This is a genomic window from Nonomuraea sediminis (genome assembly GCF_018531495.1).
Lineage (GTDB): Bacteria > Actinomycetota > Actinomycetes > Streptosporangiales > Streptosporangiaceae > Nonomuraea > Nonomuraea sediminis.
In genome coordinates this window covers 772014-786747 of sequence record NZ_JAHDTI010000001.1, presented here as the reverse complement: position 1 = coordinate 786747, position 14734 = coordinate 772014, and the positions used below count along the sequence as shown (strand labels likewise).

The 14734-nt window shown below is 73.0% G+C and carries 12 protein-coding genes; 3 read left to right on the top strand and 9 right to left on the bottom strand.

The window, feature by feature from the left end; all coding sequences use genetic code 11:
• Nucleotides 1-9: 9 nt before the first annotated feature.
• On the top strand, nt 10-870 hold the full coding sequence (locus KIK09_RS03705) for a D-isomer specific 2-hydroxyacid dehydrogenase family protein (protein ID WP_250572687.1): 861 nt from the start codon (nt 10-12) through the stop codon (nt 868-870).
• Here KIK09_RS03705 and KIK09_RS03700 read toward each other — a convergent pair.
• Complete coding sequence (locus KIK09_RS03700) at nt 867-2573, bottom strand: serine/threonine-protein kinase (RefSeq protein ID WP_214317183.1); 1707 nt, start codon at nt 2571-2573, stop codon at nt 867-869. The two genes, KIK09_RS03705 and KIK09_RS03700, sit on opposite strands and share 4 nt — an antisense overlap.
• Before the next feature lie 186 nt (nt 2574-2759).
• On the opposite strand from KIK09_RS03700, the gene KIK09_RS03695 reads away from it, so the two are divergent.
• A complete protein-coding gene (locus KIK09_RS03695; RefSeq protein WP_214317182.1) occupies nt 2760-4016 on the top strand; it encodes an MFS transporter in 1257 nt (418 codons plus the stop codon).
• A gap of 14 nt (nt 4017-4030) precedes the next feature.
• Here the strand turns inward: KIK09_RS03695 and eda are convergent, their stop codons facing one another.
• Genes eda through zwf form a run of 4 tightly spaced genes read right to left on the bottom strand, consistent with a single transcriptional unit; the run spans nt 4031 to nt 9021 of the window.
• Entirely contained in the window at nt 4031-4642 is a 612-nt protein-coding gene (eda, locus tag KIK09_RS03690; RefSeq protein ID WP_214317181.1) for a bifunctional 4-hydroxy-2-oxoglutarate aldolase/2-dehydro-3-deoxy-phosphogluconate aldolase, read from the bottom strand.
• On the bottom strand, nt 4629-5636 hold the full coding sequence (gene glk / locus KIK09_RS03685) for a glucokinase (RefSeq protein WP_214317180.1): 1008 nt from the start codon (nt 5634-5636) through the stop codon (nt 4629-4631). The genes eda and glk overlap by 14 nt, the downstream gene beginning before the upstream one ends.
• Nucleotides 5633-7576: a phosphogluconate dehydratase gene (gene edd, locus KIK09_RS03680; protein ID WP_214317179.1), complete on the bottom strand. Its 1944-nt coding sequence runs from the start codon at nt 7574-7576 to the stop codon at nt 5633-5635. The genes glk and edd overlap by 4 nt, the downstream gene beginning before the upstream one ends.
• Nucleotides 7576-9021: a glucose-6-phosphate dehydrogenase gene (gene zwf / locus KIK09_RS03675; protein ID WP_214317178.1), complete on the bottom strand. Its 1446-nt coding sequence runs from the start codon at nt 9019-9021 to the stop codon at nt 7576-7578. The genes edd and zwf overlap by 1 nt, the downstream gene beginning before the upstream one ends.
• A 142-nt stretch (nt 9022-9163) precedes the next feature.
• Between zwf and KIK09_RS03670 the strand changes: the two genes are divergently transcribed.
• Nucleotides 9164-10351: an ROK family transcriptional regulator gene (locus KIK09_RS03670; protein ID WP_214317177.1), complete on the top strand. Its 1188-nt coding sequence runs from the start codon at nt 9164-9166 to the stop codon at nt 10349-10351.
• Nucleotides 10352-10745: 394 nt separating this feature from the next.
• Here KIK09_RS03670 and KIK09_RS03665 read toward each other — a convergent pair whose 3' ends face one another.
• The 4 genes from KIK09_RS03665 to KIK09_RS03650 form a co-directional block, all read right to left on the bottom strand.
• Nucleotides 10746-11264: a hypothetical protein gene (locus KIK09_RS03665; protein ID WP_214317176.1), complete on the bottom strand. Its 519-nt coding sequence runs from the start codon at nt 11262-11264 to the stop codon at nt 10746-10748.
• Nucleotides 11265-11321: 57 nt separating this feature from the next.
• Nucleotides 11322-13448, bottom strand: coding sequence for a bifunctional polysaccharide deacetylase/glycosyltransferase family 2 protein (locus KIK09_RS03660; protein ID WP_214317175.1), 2127 nt, complete (start codon nt 13446-13448; stop codon nt 11322-11324).
• Nucleotides 13445-13930: a hypothetical protein gene (locus tag KIK09_RS03655; protein WP_214317174.1), complete on the bottom strand. Its 486-nt coding sequence runs from the start codon at nt 13928-13930 to the stop codon at nt 13445-13447. The genes KIK09_RS03660 and KIK09_RS03655 overlap by 4 nt, the downstream gene beginning before the upstream one ends.
• An 89-nt stretch (nt 13931-14019) precedes the next feature.
• Nucleotides 14020-14721 (bottom strand): DUF2470 domain-containing protein, encoded by a 702-nt coding sequence (locus KIK09_RS03650; protein ID WP_214317173.1) that lies wholly within the window; start codon nt 14719-14721, stop codon nt 14020-14022.
• Between the last annotated feature and the right edge of the window lie 13 nt (nt 14722-14734).

Genomic DNA, 14734 nt, shown 5'->3' with positions numbered 1-14734 from the left:
CCCTTGCTGATGGACGCCGTCCTGCGGGCCGGGGGTGAGGTGGTCCCGCTGGAGCAGGCGGAGGCCATCGTCTACTTCGGCAACGACGACCCCGAGGAGATCCGCTCGATGCTGCACGAGCGGATCCGCTGGGTTCAGTTGCCGGCCGCCGGCATCGAAAAGTGGGCCGACGCCGGAGTGATCGCCGAGCACCCGGTCTTCACCGCCGCCACCGGCTCGTACGGCATGGCCGTCGCCGAACACGCGCTGGCCATGATGCTCTCCGCCGCCCGCGACCTGCACCGGCTCGCGGGAGCCAAGTGCTGGGGGCCGAACCAGACCAGGGAGTTCGCCGGGTCCACGGTGGCGATCGTCGGCTGCGGCGGCATCGGACGGACGCTGATCCGGCTGCTGCAGCCGTTCGGCTGCCACATCCTGGCGGTCACCGACAGCGGCCACGTCGACGGCGCCGACCGGGTCGTGCCCAGGGCCGCCTACCGCAAGGTGCTGCCATGGGCCGACTACGTGGTCATGTCGGCGCCCGCCACGCCGGGCACGCGCGGCATGATGGGCGCGCCCGAGTTCGCGCTGATGCGGCCGGACGCCTGGCTGGTCAACGTGGCCCGCGGCGGCCTGGTCGTGACCGACGACCTGGTCACGGCGGTGCGCGAGGGCGTCATCGGCGGCGCCGCGCTCGACGTCACCGACCCCGAGCCGCTGCCCGCCGGGCACCCGCTGTGGGACCTGGAGAACGTGCTGATCACGCCGCACGCCGCGAACCCGCGCTCGTCCTACTGGCGCGGGCTGGCCGGCCGCGTCACGGCCAACGTGAGGCACCTGGGCGAGGGCTCGCCGCTCGAGGGCAGGGTCTCCCCGGCTGAGGGCTTCTAGTCCAGCTTGACCTGGGCGCCGGTGCTCAGCGCCGAGTCGTGCAGCTCCACCGAGGCCGGCTTGGCCGTCTTGGGCAGATCGAACTGGAGCGCGCCGACGAACGACTCGCCCGGCCCGATCCTGATCGGCGTGATCTCGGTGCCGTTCCTGTCGAGCAGCTTCGTGGCCGCGTACTGGCCGTCGTCCTCGTCGCGGAGTTTCTGCTGGCCCGGGTAGAGCACGCGGCCCTCGATGCCGCCATTGCCCACCTTCAGCGCGATCCGGCAGGAGCGCTGCGTGGCCTGCTTGGCGGGTTTGAGGCAGTTCGTGCCCGTCACCGTGAACGTCAGCTTGCCGTCCTGTACCGGGCCCGTCGCGCTGACCTCGGGCGGACGGAAGGTCCAGATGACCAGCGCGACCAGTAACAGCAGCAGCACCACCACGATCACCAGCGCCGTCATGCAGCCGCCCAGCACGCTGCGCTTCTGCCTCGGCGGGGTGAACGGCGGCAGCGGCACCCGGCCCGTGTGACCGCCCGGCAGCGGCAGCGGCCCCTGACCGGTCTGGTTCGGGTGCTGCGGGGGCGGCGGTCCCTGCACGGTCCGGCTCGGCGGCGGAGGAAGCGGCCCCTGGCCGGTCTGGCCGGACGGCGGGGGAACCGGCCCCTTGACGGTCTGGCTCGGCGGCGGTGGCGGGCCCTGGGGGGCCTGGTTCGGCGGCGGTGGCGGGCCTTGGGGGGCCTGGTTCGGTGGCGGGGGCAGCGGGCCCTTGGCGGTCTGGTTCGGGTGGGGCGGCGGGGCGGCCGGCCGTACCTGGGTGTTGAGAGGCGGGAACGCGGCCGGGTTCCACGAGTTCGTCAGGTGGCGCGTGGCGGCCAGCTGCGCCGCCGGCTCGTCGGCGGCGCCCACGAGCTCGAGCAGCAGCTGCTTGGCCGGCGGCCGGCGCGCGGGATCGGGGTGGATGGCCGCGGCCACCAGCCGGTCGAGCGGCGCGGGCAGGCCCCGCAGATCGGGCGGCGCGGTGCGCGCCCTGGCCGCCATCACGTACGCGTCGCCCTCGCCGAACGGGTGCCCGCCCAGCCCGGCGTAGGCCACCAGCGAGCCCCAGGCGAACACGTCGCCCGCGGGGCTGGTGCGGCCCTCGAAGACCTGCTCGGGAGCGATCCAGCCGGGCGTGCCCATGACCATCCCGGCGTTCGTGTGGCCGCCACTGACGTGCGTCGACCTGGCCAGCCCGAAGTCGATCACCCGCGGCCCCGCCAGCGTCAGCATCACGTTGGCCGGCTTGAGGTCGCGGTGGACCAGGCCAGCGGCGTGGATCGCGGTCAGCGCCGCCGCCACGCCCACGGCCATCGAGTGCAGCACCGAATGCGGCAGCGGGCCGTGCTCGATCAGCTGGTCCTCGAGCGAGATGCCGTCGATGTACTCGGTGACGAGGAACAGCCTGCCCGCGTCCTCGCCGTGGTCCAGGACCCGGGCGGTGCAGAACGAGGCGACCTTGCGCGCGTTGGACACCTCTTCGAGGAACCGCGCCCGGTAGACGGGGTCGGCGGTGAAGTCGCGGCGGATCGCCTTGACCGCGACCTTCGCCCCGTCGGCGGCGCGCGCCAGGTAGACGGTGCCCATGCCGCCCGAGCCGAGCCGGCTGACCAGCTCGTACTGGCCGATCCCCGGCGGGTCGTCCGGCGTCAGCGGCGAACCGGCGGAGCGCCCCTGCTGCCCCAACGTCTTCGTCCTCTCAACGTCGTGATCCCGCCGCCTCAACCGACCGATCCTCCGCCCGGCATGCCCTTTTCCCCCAAGACTCTAACGGAGGAACGCGCCTCGAGGGCCCTGGCGGGAATCGGACCTCGCGCCGCAGCGTCCGATTCCCGCCAGCCCGCCATCCTGGCCTGCGCGGAAACTTGATCCATGACCACCGTGACCATGACTCCCCGCGTGCCGACCGTCCGGCGCGACTTCGCGCTGCTGTGGGCCGGGCAGTCCCTTTCGCTGTTCGGCGACCAGTTCATGACGCTCGCGTTGCCGCTGCTGGCCGTGACGCTGCTCGGGGCGTCGCCCGCGCAGGCGGCGCTGCTGCCGTTCGCGTTGTTCCTGCCGTTCCTGCCGCTCGGGTTGCCCGCCGGCGCGATCGTGGACAGGCTGCCGCGCAGGACGACGATGCTCGTGTGCGACGGTGTGCAGATCGTCGCGTTCGGCTCGATCTTCGTGCTCGCCGCGACGGGCGCGCTGACGTTCCCGCTGCTGTTCTGCCTGGTGCTGCTGAGCGGGTCGGCGGTGGTGTTCTTCCAGGTGGCCTACACCTCCTACCTGCCCTCGCTGTTCCACGACGAGCGTGATCTGCACCGCGGCAACACGCGGCTGGCGCTGTCGGAGTCGACCGCGAAGGCCGTCGGGCCGATCGTGGCGGGCCCCGTCATCGCGGTGATCGGGCTGGCCGGGGCGGTCGCGGCGAACACGGTCAGCTTCCTGGTCTCGGTGCTGTCGCTGACGTCGATCCGGCACAGGGAGGAGCGGCCCGCCGCCGTGGCGCGCGAGCGCGGCTGGCTGCGCAGGGACATCGCCGCCGGGCTGCGCTTCGCGATCGGCCACCCGCTGCTCGAGCCGGTGCTGACGTGCGGCACCGTGTACGTGCTGTTCCTCAGCATGATCGAGACCAGCCTGGTGCTCTACGGCCGCGACGTGCTCGGCCTGTCGACGCTGGGCATCGGCGTCGTGGTGGGCGCCGCCGCGGCCGGCTTCCCGATCGGGAACATCCTGTCGGCCCGCCTGATCCGCCGCTTCGGCACCGCACGCGGCCTGGTGGTGGCCGCCTCGGTGTCGGTGTCCGGCATCGTGCTCATGCCGCTGTTCGGCTCGTACGGCGGGCTGCTCGGCACCGTGGGCCTGGTGGCCGGCAGCATCCTGCACGGCGTGGGCGACGGGGCGTTCGGGCCGACCTCCGTCACGCAGCGGCACACCGAGACGCCGGCCGAGCTGCTCGGCCGGGTCGCCTCGGTGCAGCGCTTCCTCATCTGGGGTGCCATCGCGCTCGGCAGCCTGCTCGCCTCGCTGGCGATCGAGCTGACCGGGCTGCGCGGCGCGGTCTGGATCGGCGGCCTGGGCACGGTGCTGTGCCTGCCCGCCCTGTTCCGCCGCGGCATCCGCGCCGCGACCCTGGGCCGCTAGATCGTCGCCCTCGTCTAGCGGAGGGCGGCGGCCTCGGCCGCCAGCTTCTCGATGCGCGACCAGTCGCCGGAGGCCAGCGCGTCGGCCGGGGTGAGCCACGTGCCGCCCACGCAGCCCACGTTCGGCAGCGCCAGGTAGTCGGCCGCGGTCTCGGGCCGCACCCCGCCCGTCGGGCAGAAGCGCACCTCCGGCAGCGGCCCGGCCAGGGACTTCAGGTACGGCCGGCCGCCGGCCGCCTCGGCGGGGAAGAACTTCAGCTCCGTGATGCCCCGCTCGGCCAGCGCCATGGCCTCCGAGGCCGTCGCCACGCCGGGCAGGAACGGCGTGCCGCTCGCGGCCATCGCGTCGGCCAGCGCCGGGGTCGTGCCGGGGGAGACCAGGAACTTCGCGCCCGCCGCCACCGACGCCGCCACGTCCGCGGGCGTGCGGACCGTCCCGGCGCCGATCACGGCGTCCGGCACCTCGGCGGCGATGCGGGCGATGGCCTCCAGGCCGCCGGCCGTACGGAGGGTGACCTCGATCGCCGGCAGGCCGCCCGCGACGAGCGCCCTGGCCAGCGGCACGGCGCCGGCCGCGTCGTCGATCACCACGACAGGGATCACGGGGGCCAGGTCAAGCAGGCTCATAGGTCTTCCTCCGGTGGGTGGGGGCTGGGGTCAGCTGCTGGGTCAGCCACGCCGCCGCGCCGGTGAGCGCGGGCTGCGGCGCCACGATCAGCGTCGTCGCGATGGCCGACAGGTAGTCGGTGAGGTTGGGCGTGGACTCGAAGCGGGCGCGGAAGTGGCTGGCGCGCACGCGGTCCACGATACGGGGGAGCACGCCGCCGCCGAGATAGACGCCCCCGCGGGCGCCCAGCGTCAGGGCGACGTTCCCGGCGAAGCTCCCCAGTATCGCGCAGAACACCTCGACGGTCTCGGCGCACAGCGAGTCGTCCAGCCGCGCCACGATGTCCGAAGCGCTCACCTCGGGTGCGGCCACGCCGTTGACGGCGGCCAGCGCGCGGTGCAACCGCACCAGGCCGGGGCCCGACAGCACGTGCTCGGCCTGCACGTGCGTCAGTCCCTGCGCGTGCAGCACGCGCACGATCTCCAGTTCGCGGGCCTCGAGCACCGGCACGGTGACGTGGCCGCCCTCGCCGGGGATCGGGGTCCAGCCGTGCTCGGCCGGCACCAGCCCCGCCACGCCCAGCCCGGTGCCCGGGCCGAGCACCGCCTTCACGCCGTGCGCCGGCGCGGGACCGCCGAGCGAGACCAGGTCGTCGCCGGACAGGTGCGGCAGCGAGACGGCCAGCGCCTCGAAGTCGTTCAGCAGCACGGCGTACGGGATGCCGAGGTCGCGGACCGACCCTTCCCACGGCAGGTTCGTCAGCCGGTAGGACTCGCCCTCGATGGGACCCGCCACGGCCACGCAGGCCGCCCCCGGCCGCACTCCGCCCGCGTGATCCGCGAGATAGGCGGCTACGGCTTCCGGGAGGGTGGCGTGGTCGGCCCCCGCGAGCACGGCGATCCGCTCGGGTGCCGCGCCGGGGGAGGTGACGAGCCCGAACCGGGCGTTGGTGCCGCCGATGTCGGCGACGAGCCAGGGCAGCGCACCGCCCTTTTCCGGATATATCCGGTTCATCGGGCGACCCCGGCGGGACTCGCGTGCGCCGGCGTGCCGGTCTCCAGGTGGGAGGTTCCCGCCTGGGCCACGAAGGCGAGACCGGGACCGTGGTCGGGCGACTCGGCGCCGCTGACGCCGAAGATGCCCGCGCCCTGCTCGGCGTGCCCGGCCATGCGGCGGAACGCGGCGAACAGCTCGCGCCCCGTCCCCACCCACTCGGCGTCGTTCAGCGGCCGCCCGCCGGGCGCGCGCCTGGCCAGCTCCTCGGCCGGCACCAGCAGCTCCAGCGTCCCCGCGGCCGAGTCGAGCCTGATCACGTCGCCTTCGCGGACCAGCGCGATCGGCCCGCCGTCGGCCGCCTCCGGCGACAGGTGGATGGCCGCGGGCACCTTGCCCGACGCGCCCGACATCCGGCCGTCGGTGACGATCGCCACCCGCTGGCCCCGGTCGAGCAGGACGGCCAGCGGCGGCGTGAGCTTGTGCAGCTCGGGCATGCCGTTGGCCGAGGGCCCCTGGTAACGGATGACGGCCACGAAGTCCTGACCGTCCAGCGCGCCCGCCTCGAAGGCGGCCAGCAGCTCGAGCTGATCGTCGAACACCTTGGCCGGCGCCTCGATGACCAGGTGCTCGTGCTTGACCGCCGACACCTTCGACACCGCGGTGCCCAGGTTGCCGGAGACCATGTGGATGCCGCCGTCGGAGGCGAACGGGTCCGACACCGGCCGCAGCACGTCCGGGTCGGCGCTGCCGCCGTTGACCCGGTGCCAGGCCAGCTCCCCGCCCTCCAGCCAGGGCGCCTCACGGTAGTGGTCGAGGCCGCGCCCCGCCACGGTCAGCACGTCGGCGTGCAGCAGCCCCTCGTCGAGCAGGTCGCCGACGAGCACCTGCATGCCGCCCGCGTCGCGGAAGTGGTTCACGTCGGCCTGGCCGTTGGGGTAGATCCTGGTCAGCGACGGCACCACCTTCGAGAGGCACGCCAGGTCGTCCCAGGTCAGCACGATCCCGGCGGCGGCCGCCATGGCGACCAGGTGCATCGTGTGGTTCGTCGACCCGCCGGTGGCCAGCAGCGCCACGCAGGCGTTCACGATGGCCCGCTCGTCGACCAGCTCGCCGACCGGCGTGTACTCGCCGCCGTGCGCGGTGATCTCCACCGCCCGCCGCCCGGCCGCCTCGGTCAGGGCGTGCCGCAGCTCGGTGTGCGGGTTGACGAACGTCGAGCCGGGCAGGTGCAGGCCCATGACCTCCATCAGCGCCTGGTTGGAGTTGGCCGTGCCGTAGAAGGTGCAGGTGCCGGGGGAGTGGTAGGACTTCGCCTCGGCGTCGAGCAGTTCCTCCCTGCCGACCTTGCCCTCGGCGAAGGACTGCCGGGTGCGGGCCTTGACCTTGTTCGGCAGGCCCGAGGTCATAGGCCCGGCCGGCACGAAGATCGCCGGAAGGTGCCCGAAGTGCAGCGCCCCGATCAGCAGGCCGGGCACGATCTTGTCGCAGACGCCGAGCAGCAGCGTGGCGTCGAACATGTCGTGCGACAGTGCGATCGCCGTGGACATCGCGATCACGTCCCTGCTGTAGAGCGACAGCTCCATGCCGGCACGGCCCTGCGTGATGCCGTCGCACATCGCGGGCACGCCGCCCGCGACCTGCGCCACGCCGCCCGCCTTCCGCACCGCCCGCTTCAGCTCGGCCGGGTACGTCTCGTACGGCTGGTGGGCGCTGAGCATGTCGTTGTAGCTGGTCACGATCGCCACGCCCGGCTTGGCCGTACCCCTGAGCAGGTTCTTGTCCTCATCCGGCGCGGCCGCGAAGCCGTGCGCCAGGTTCGCGCAGCCCAGATGCGCGCGGGCCGGGCCCTTGGCGCGCGCCGCCTCGCCCTCGCGGCGGATCCGCGCGAGATAGGCGGTACGGCTGGCGCCGCTGCGCTCGGCGATCCGGTCGGTGATCTCCTGGATGACGCTGTTCATCAGGCCTCCTCGTGCCAGGCGCGACCGCTGCGGCCGAGCAGTTCGTGGGCGCCGGCGGGACCGGCCGTGCCGGGGGCGTAGGGCTCGGGCAGGTCGCCGGACGACTCCCAGGCGGCCAGGATCGGATCGATCCAGCGCCAGGCGGCCTCCACCTCGTCACGGCGCATGAACAGCGTCGGATTGCCGGCCAGCACGTCGTTGAGCAGCCGCTCGTAGGCCTCGGGAACCCGCGTGGTGAACGTCTCGCCGAAGCTGAGCTTGAGCGGCACCGGCTTCAGCGCCACCTCGCCCGCGCCCGGCTCCTTGGCCATGATGTGCAGCTGGATGCCCTCCTCCGGCTGCAACCGCAGCACCAGCCGGTTCGGCGACCCGCCGGGGAAGATGGAGTGCGGCACGTCCTTGAACTGCACCACGATCTCCGACGTACGGCGGGGCAGCCGCTTGCCGGTGCGCAGGTAGAACGGCACCCCGGCCCATCGCCAGTTCTTGACCTCGGCCCTGATCGCCACGAACGTCTCCACCCGCTTGGAGGCGGCGGTCGGCGGCGTGCTGCTCGGCTCGTCCAGGTAGCCGTCGTACTGGCCGCGCACGGTGAAACGGGCGGCCTCGGAGGCCTCGTCGAGCGGCCGCAGCGCCTGCAGCACCTTGACCTTCTCGTCGCGGATGGCCTCCTTGTCGTTGCGCGCGGGCGGCTCCATCGCGGTCAGGCACAGCAGCTGCAGCAGGTGGTTCTGCACCATGTCGCGCAGCGCGCCCGCCTGGTCGTAGTAGCCGCGCCTGCCCGGCGTGCCCACGGTCTCGGCCACGGTGATCTGCACGTGGTCGATCCACAGCGAGTTCCAGATCGGCTCGAGGAAGGCGTTGGCGAAGCGGAGCACGAGCAGGTTCTGCACGGTCTCCTTGCCCAGGTAGTGGTCGATGCGGAAGATCTGCCGCTCGTCGAAGATGGCGCCCACCTCGTCGTTGATGAGCTGCGCGCTGTGCAGGTCACGGCCCAGCGGCTTCTCCAGCACGACCCGCGAGCGCGGCGTCACCAGCCCGGCGGCCTCCAGCTCACGGCAGAACGGCCCGAACGTCATCGGCGGGCTCGCCAGATAGAACACCCTGTCACGCTGCTCGAACCCGCCGAGCAGAGCGTTCAACGCGGCCCATCCCGACTTGTCCGCACCTCCCACGTCCACCGACACGTGGTGCAACCGGCCGAGAAAGCGGTCCCACAGCTCGGGGTCGTCAACGGGCACCAGGCCGCGTACCTCGGCGTCCACCTTGCCGCGGAAGTCGGCGTCGGTCAGGCCGCCACGGGACATGGCCACGATGCGCGACTCGGGCGCCAGCCGTCCGTCCCTGTCGCAGTGGTACAGGGCGGGGATCAGCTTGCGCATGGACAGGTCGCCTGTGCCGCCGAAAACCACCAAATCGACAGCGTGCGCGGAGGGGGAGGACATGGCAGAGAACTCCGATGATCTACCAAGCAAGGACAGAACGGACACTAGCGAGGGTTTAGTGCCCACACAAGCAGAGTTTTGCTATTTGAGATAAGAAAGTAGCGACTTTTCATGACCTAACCTCTTGTGATTCACTTAGCCGATGTCTCGACGTACCTCCGGGCACCTGGCCACCAGCGGCGACGTGCTCCGACTCATCCGCACGGGTGAGGCCGTCACGCGGGTCGACCTCGGCAGGGTGACCGGCCTGTCCCGTCCCGCGGTCCAGCTGCGGGTGGGTGAGCTGCTGGAACGCGGCCTGGTCGTCGAGCGTGCCGACGCCCCCTCCACCGGAGGCAGGCCGCCCGTCAGGCTCGAGTTCAACGCCGCGGGCGGCGTGGTGCTGGTGGCCGCGCTGGGCGCGAGCCGTACCCGGGTGGCGGTCTGCGATCTGGCAGGGCGCGAGATCGACGGGCGCGACTTCGCCATCGACGTCGAGGAGGGGCCGGAAGTCGTCCTGCCGCTGCTCATGGACACCTGGGAGGAGCTGCTCGGCGACCGGCCGCACGCGATGGTGCGCGGCGTGGGGATGGGCGTGCCCGCCACCGTCGAGTTCGCCGAGGGACGCACCGAGAGCGCCAGGGTGATGGCCTCGTGGACGGGCGTGGTGATCCCGCCGCTGATCCGGGCCCGCTTCGACGTGCCCGTGCTGGTCGACAACGACGTGAACGTGCTGGCCATCGGCGAGCACCGCGGCGTCTATCCGGAGCTGGGCGATCTGATGTTCGTCAAGGTCTCCACCAGGATCGGCGCCGGCGTGATCGCGGGTGGCGAGATCCTGCGCGGAGCGCTCGGCGCGGCGGGGGAGATCGGGCACATCCCCGTGCGTGACGGCGGCGGCGTGCTGTGCCGCTGCGGCAACATCGACTGCGTCGACTCGGTGGCCAGCGGTACGGCGCTGCTGCGCGAACTGCGCGAGGCCGGGCGCGACGTCAAGACCATCGCCGACGTGACCAAGCTGGTGCGCGCGGGCGACGCGGGCACGATGGCGATCGTGCGCGAGGCCGGGCGGCGTATCGGCGAGGTGCTCGCCGGGGCCGTCAACATTCTCAACCCGTCGGTGGTCGTGCTCGGCGGCGACGTGGCCGAGGCGTTCGGGCCGCTGGTGTCCAGCATCAGAGAGGTCGTCTACCGCCGCTCGACCGCCCTGGCGACCCGCCGCCTGCGCATCGAGCCGTCACGCATGGGCTCGGGCGCCGGCATCACCGGATGCGCGGTGATGGTCCTCGACCACGTCCTCTCCCCCGACGCGGTGGACGATTCCCTCACCCACCGCCCCGCGGTCGTCTAGCCCCACACCAGAGCCCGCGGTCGGCATCCTGCACCGCGCCCCGTGCTCCCGCAACGAACGCCGGGAGCCCCGCAGCCTCCCTCGGCCCGAGCCCAACCAGGCGCCGCGTCGGCGAGCCGTGGTACGGCGAAGACCGGCGCCCTGTACGGCGAGCAACCAGGACCCCGCAGTAGGGCGAAATCGGCACCCTGCACCGCGCTCCACGCTCCCGGGACGAGCAGGCGCCGCAGCTTCCCTCGGCCCCGAGCATGGCCAGGCGCCGCGTCGGCGAGTCGAGGTATGGCGAAGACCGGCGCCCTGTACGGCGAGCAACCAGGGCCCGCGGTAGGGCGAAGGTCGGCGCCCGTGCGGCGGGCAAGCAGAGCCGGGGTACGGCGAGAGCCGGCGCCTGGGGTTACTCGTCGCTTTCGTGTTGGACGCGGGGCTTGGTCGTGGGCTTGGGGGTTCTGGGGCGGCGCGTCCACGACGGGCTCGGGCTGGGGGACTTGCGCGGCTTGACGGTGCGTTGCGGCGCGGGCAGGAACGTCACCTGCCCGGGCGGGATCGGCGCGGCCGACACCGGCCGCGGCGTGGTCCCCACCGGGCTGGGCGTGGCGGCAGGCCGGGGGGAGACGGTCCGCAGGGGCTGGTCGGGCTGCTGGGTGGCCCGCGTGTGATTCCTGATCGTGGCAGGCGGTACGGCCGGCTGGCGGCGCGCGGGAGACGTGCGCGGCGAGGAGCCCGACTTCGACTCGATCGCGGCCGCCTCCGAGCGGTGGCTCCGGGGCGAATCGGCGCCGGGCATCCCGATCAGGTTGAGCGAGGTGCCGGTGAACGCCTCACCGACCAGGACCGCGGAGAAGGCCAGCATGAGCGTGCCGACCAGCACGCTGACCGCCATCACGATGCGTCTGCGTTGCTCGGTCAGTCCCACGACCGTCGATGATAGTGACGCCGCGCACCGAATGGCACCGGACCGGGCTAATCGTGATCAAGAAAATGTGCCCTCGCGCCGGATCGTCTGCCAGCGCAGCCGCACGCCGAGCACCGCGGTGACCACCGACTGGATCACCACGAAATACATCAGCTGGCGGTAGACGAACTGCTGCAGCGGCAGCACCCACAGCACCGAGGCCCGCTCCCTGTCGACCCGCAGCGCGTACCAGCCGGCCAGCGCCTGTACCAGCACGAACCCCGCCCACACCGCCACGACGGGCAGCGGGTCGCCGACCAGCACGCTGTAGACCGCCATGACGTCCACGACCGGCGCCAGCAGCGGCAGCAGCACCTGGAACAGCGTCAGGTAGCCGAGCCCGCGGCGGCCGAACGTGCCGCGTTCCACGGCCGCCCTGCGGTGCTTCCACATGGCCTGCAGCGTGCCGTAGCACCAGCGGTAGCGCTGGCGCCACAGCTGGCCGATCGAGGTGGGCGCCTCGGTCCAGGCCAGCGCCTTCTCCTCGTAGACCACCCGCCAACCGGCCCGGCAGATCGCCATCGTCAGGTCGGTGTCCTCGGCGAGCGTGTCCACGCTCAGCCCGCCCACCTGGGCCAGCGCCGTCCGGCGGAACGCGCCGATGGCGCCGGGCACGGTCGGCATGCATCCCAGCAGGTCGAAGGCGCGCCGGTCCAGGTTGAAGCCGATCACGTACTCGATGTGCTGCCAGCGGCCGAGCATCCCGCGCCGGTTGCCCACCTTGGTGTTGCCGCTGACGGCGCCGACCCCGGGATCGCGCAGCGGCTCGATCAGATGGCCGATGGTGTCCGGCTGGAACACGGTGTCGCCGTCCACCATGATCAGGATCTCGTGCGAGGCGTGCGCGATGCCGGTGTTGAGCGCGGCCGGCTTGCCGCCGTTGGGCTGCCGCAGCACCCGGACCTGCGGCAGGCCGAGCCCGGTCGCCCGCTCGGCCGTGGCGTCGCTGGAGCCGTCGTCCACGACGATCACCTCGACCGGCCCGCGGTAGGCGGTGTTCACCAGCGAGCGGATGGTCGCCTCGATGCCCACCTCCTCGTTGTAGGCGGGGACGATCACGCTGACCGCCGGCGGTGCGGGCCAGGGCGGGGCCGCGCCGGCCCGGCGCCTGCCGCGCCTGGCCCGCCGTACGTGCAGCCAGGCGAGCACCAGGAAGAACAGCAGCCGGGCGAGCGTGAGCACGCCCGCGATCGCCAGCACCCACGACAGCGTGAGGGTGAACGCGGCGGACACGCGCTGCGCGTCGCTCAGCGCCGACCCCGTCACCCGGTCGAACCCGCCGGCGGGCAGGTAGGCCGAGCCGAGCCCGAGCGCCAGCGTCAGCGTCGTGGCGCGGTAGCCGTCGCGGTCGAGCCGGGTGAGCAGCCGGTCGAGCGCGGCGACCGTCTGCGCGCGGTCACCGCCCGAGTCGTGCATCATGATCACCGCGCCGCGCCCCTGCGACGGGATCCCGGCCTTCACGATCTTGTCGACGCCCGGCTTGCTCCAGTCCTTGGTGTCCAGGTCGGCCAGCGCCACCAGGTAACCGGCGCTGCCCAGCTCGCGCATCGCGGCCACCTGCGGGCCCGTGACGGATTCCGGGGTGGAGGAGTACGGCAGGCGCACCAGCCTGGTCTGGAACCCGGTGGCGCCCGCGATCACCTTCTGCGTGAGCGACACCTCCAGCCGCAGCCGCCAGGCCGACACGCCGGTGAGGTCGGCGTGGGCGTAGGTGTGGTTGCCCAGTTCGTGCCCCTCGGCGACGATGCGCCGCGCCAGGTCGGGGTTCTCGGCGACCCGGGCTCCGACGGCGAAGAACGTGGCCTTGGCGCCGTGGCGCTTGAGCACGTCGAGCAGCTTGGGCGTCCAGACGGGGTCGGGCCCGTCGTCGAAGGTGAGCGCGACCGTCTTGGCGGGCACGCGCGCGCTCTGCGAGCCCTTGCCGGTGAGGTTGACGAGCGGGCCGCCGCGGTCGACACCCGCCAGGTCCTCGTCGGCGGAGGCCGCGGGGGCGGCGTGGGTCTCTCCGACCGCGTTGGTGGCGTAACCGTTGAGCACCAGCGCGCCGGTCATCAGCAGCAGGCCGGTCAGGACGAGGAACCAGTGACCGCGCGGGTCCGGCTGCCTGCGCGGAGCCTGGAGCCGCGTGGTGGCGGTCGTGCTCACTTCTTCGGGCCGTGCGTCTTGGTCGGGTCCAGGCCCGGAGGCTCCTTGGTCCTGCCGGGCGGCGGGTCCGTGGTGGCCGTCTGCGTGGGCGTGGGCGTCGGAGTGGCCGAGGTCCGCCTGGCGGTGGGCGTCGGGGAGGGCGTGCGCGTCGGCGTGCGACTCCTGGACGGCGTCGGCGTGAGTGTGGGCGTGGTGCTCCGGGACCGCGAGGGCGTCGGCTCAGGTGCCGGCGAGGAGGTGGGGCGGCGGGTCGGGGTCCGGGTGGCGGGCGCCGACGTGCTCGCGCCGGGAACCGGCTTACCCTGCGGGCCCCCGCCGGGCCAGCCCACCACGTCCAGGGTGGTGTTGGAGAACGCCCCGCCGATCAGGATCGCCGCCATGCCCAGCAGGAGGATGGCGCCGGCCACGGCTGCCACCATCAGCAGGCGCCTGCGCCGGCCGCTGTGGTCGACGAAGACAGCCGTGGGGTGGGGGTCGTTCACAGGCGGAGATGCTAGTGACAGGTGGGGACGGATCCGGCCAAAGTGACAGGACCCTTGGCTGATTCACAGCGAATCTTCAGCTTCGCTCATCAGCACGTGCACAGCAGGCCACGCAGGGCTGTCTCCAGGCAGGGGGCGCTGTGCGCGGGTGTGGGCCAGGGGAAGCGGATCAGCGCCTCGTCCGCGCGCACCGTCGCGCCGAACCTGTCCAGCTCCCACAGCCACGCCTCGCCCACGTGCTCGCCGAGCTGTCTGGCCACGCCGATGGCGAGCTGCGCCCGGTGCGAGCCGTTGACGTGGGCCAGCACCCGTTCGGCGGTCTCCGTCAGCGGGTCGGGCGCCGCCGCCAGGTAGTCGTCGGCGTCCAGCACGCCGGACTCTTGCCCCGTCAGGTAGACGACCTGGCCCACGTCGAGCCTGAGCAGGCGGGGCACGTCCGGCTCGCCGTACCGCTCGAGTGCGTCGAACAGGCTCTCGTCGGCATGGCGGGCGGCGACCGAGACGGCCGCCTCGCGCGCCTGCTCCGCGGGCACCGGCTCGATCCAGCCCTGCACCTCGAGCAGGCCGCGCGGGTGCTCCACCTCGCCGAGCAGGCGCATCGCCGTCAGGTTCACCGACACCACGGCGTCCTCGCGCAGCCCGTGCAGCGGCTCGCCCGGACACACCAGCAGCACGGGGCGGCCGCGCCCGTCCACGCCGCCGCGGGCGGGGGAGGGCACGCCGTCCACGGACAGCCGGGCGAGGCTCGCGGTCGCGGCGAGGGTGCGGATCCGCTCGGGGATCGGCAGCATGGGTGACTCCTTG

Excerpts from the sequence above, each read along its gene's own strand:
- KIK09_RS03670 (WP_214317177.1), top strand. The coding sequence starts at position 9,164 with ATGTCTCGACGTACCTCCGGGCACCTGGCCACCAGCGGCGACGTGCTC.
- eda (WP_214317181.1), bottom strand. The coding sequence starts at position 4,642 with ATGAGCCTGCTTGACCTGGCCCCCGTGATCCCTGTCGTGGTGATCGAC.
- zwf (WP_214317178.1), bottom strand. The coding sequence starts at position 9,021 with ATGTCCTCCCCCTCCGCGCACGCTGTCGATTTGGTGGTTTTCGGCGGC.
- KIK09_RS03695 (WP_214317182.1), top strand. The coding sequence starts at position 2,760 with ATGACCACCGTGACCATGACTCCCCGCGTGCCGACCGTCCGGCGCGAC.
- edd (WP_214317179.1), bottom strand. The coding sequence starts at position 7,576 with ATGAACAGCGTCATCCAGGAGATCACCGACCGGATCGCCGAGCGCAGC.
- glk (WP_214317180.1), bottom strand. The coding sequence starts at position 5,636 with ATGAACCGGATATATCCGGAAAAGGGCGGTGCGCTGCCCTGGCTCGTC.
- KIK09_RS03705 (WP_250572687.1), top strand. The coding sequence starts at position 10 with ATGGACGCCGTCCTGCGGGCCGGGGGTGAGGTGGTCCCGCTGGAGCAG.
- KIK09_RS03650 (WP_214317173.1), bottom strand. The coding sequence starts at position 14,721 with ATGCTGCCGATCCCCGAGCGGATCCGCACCCTCGCCGCGACCGCGAGC.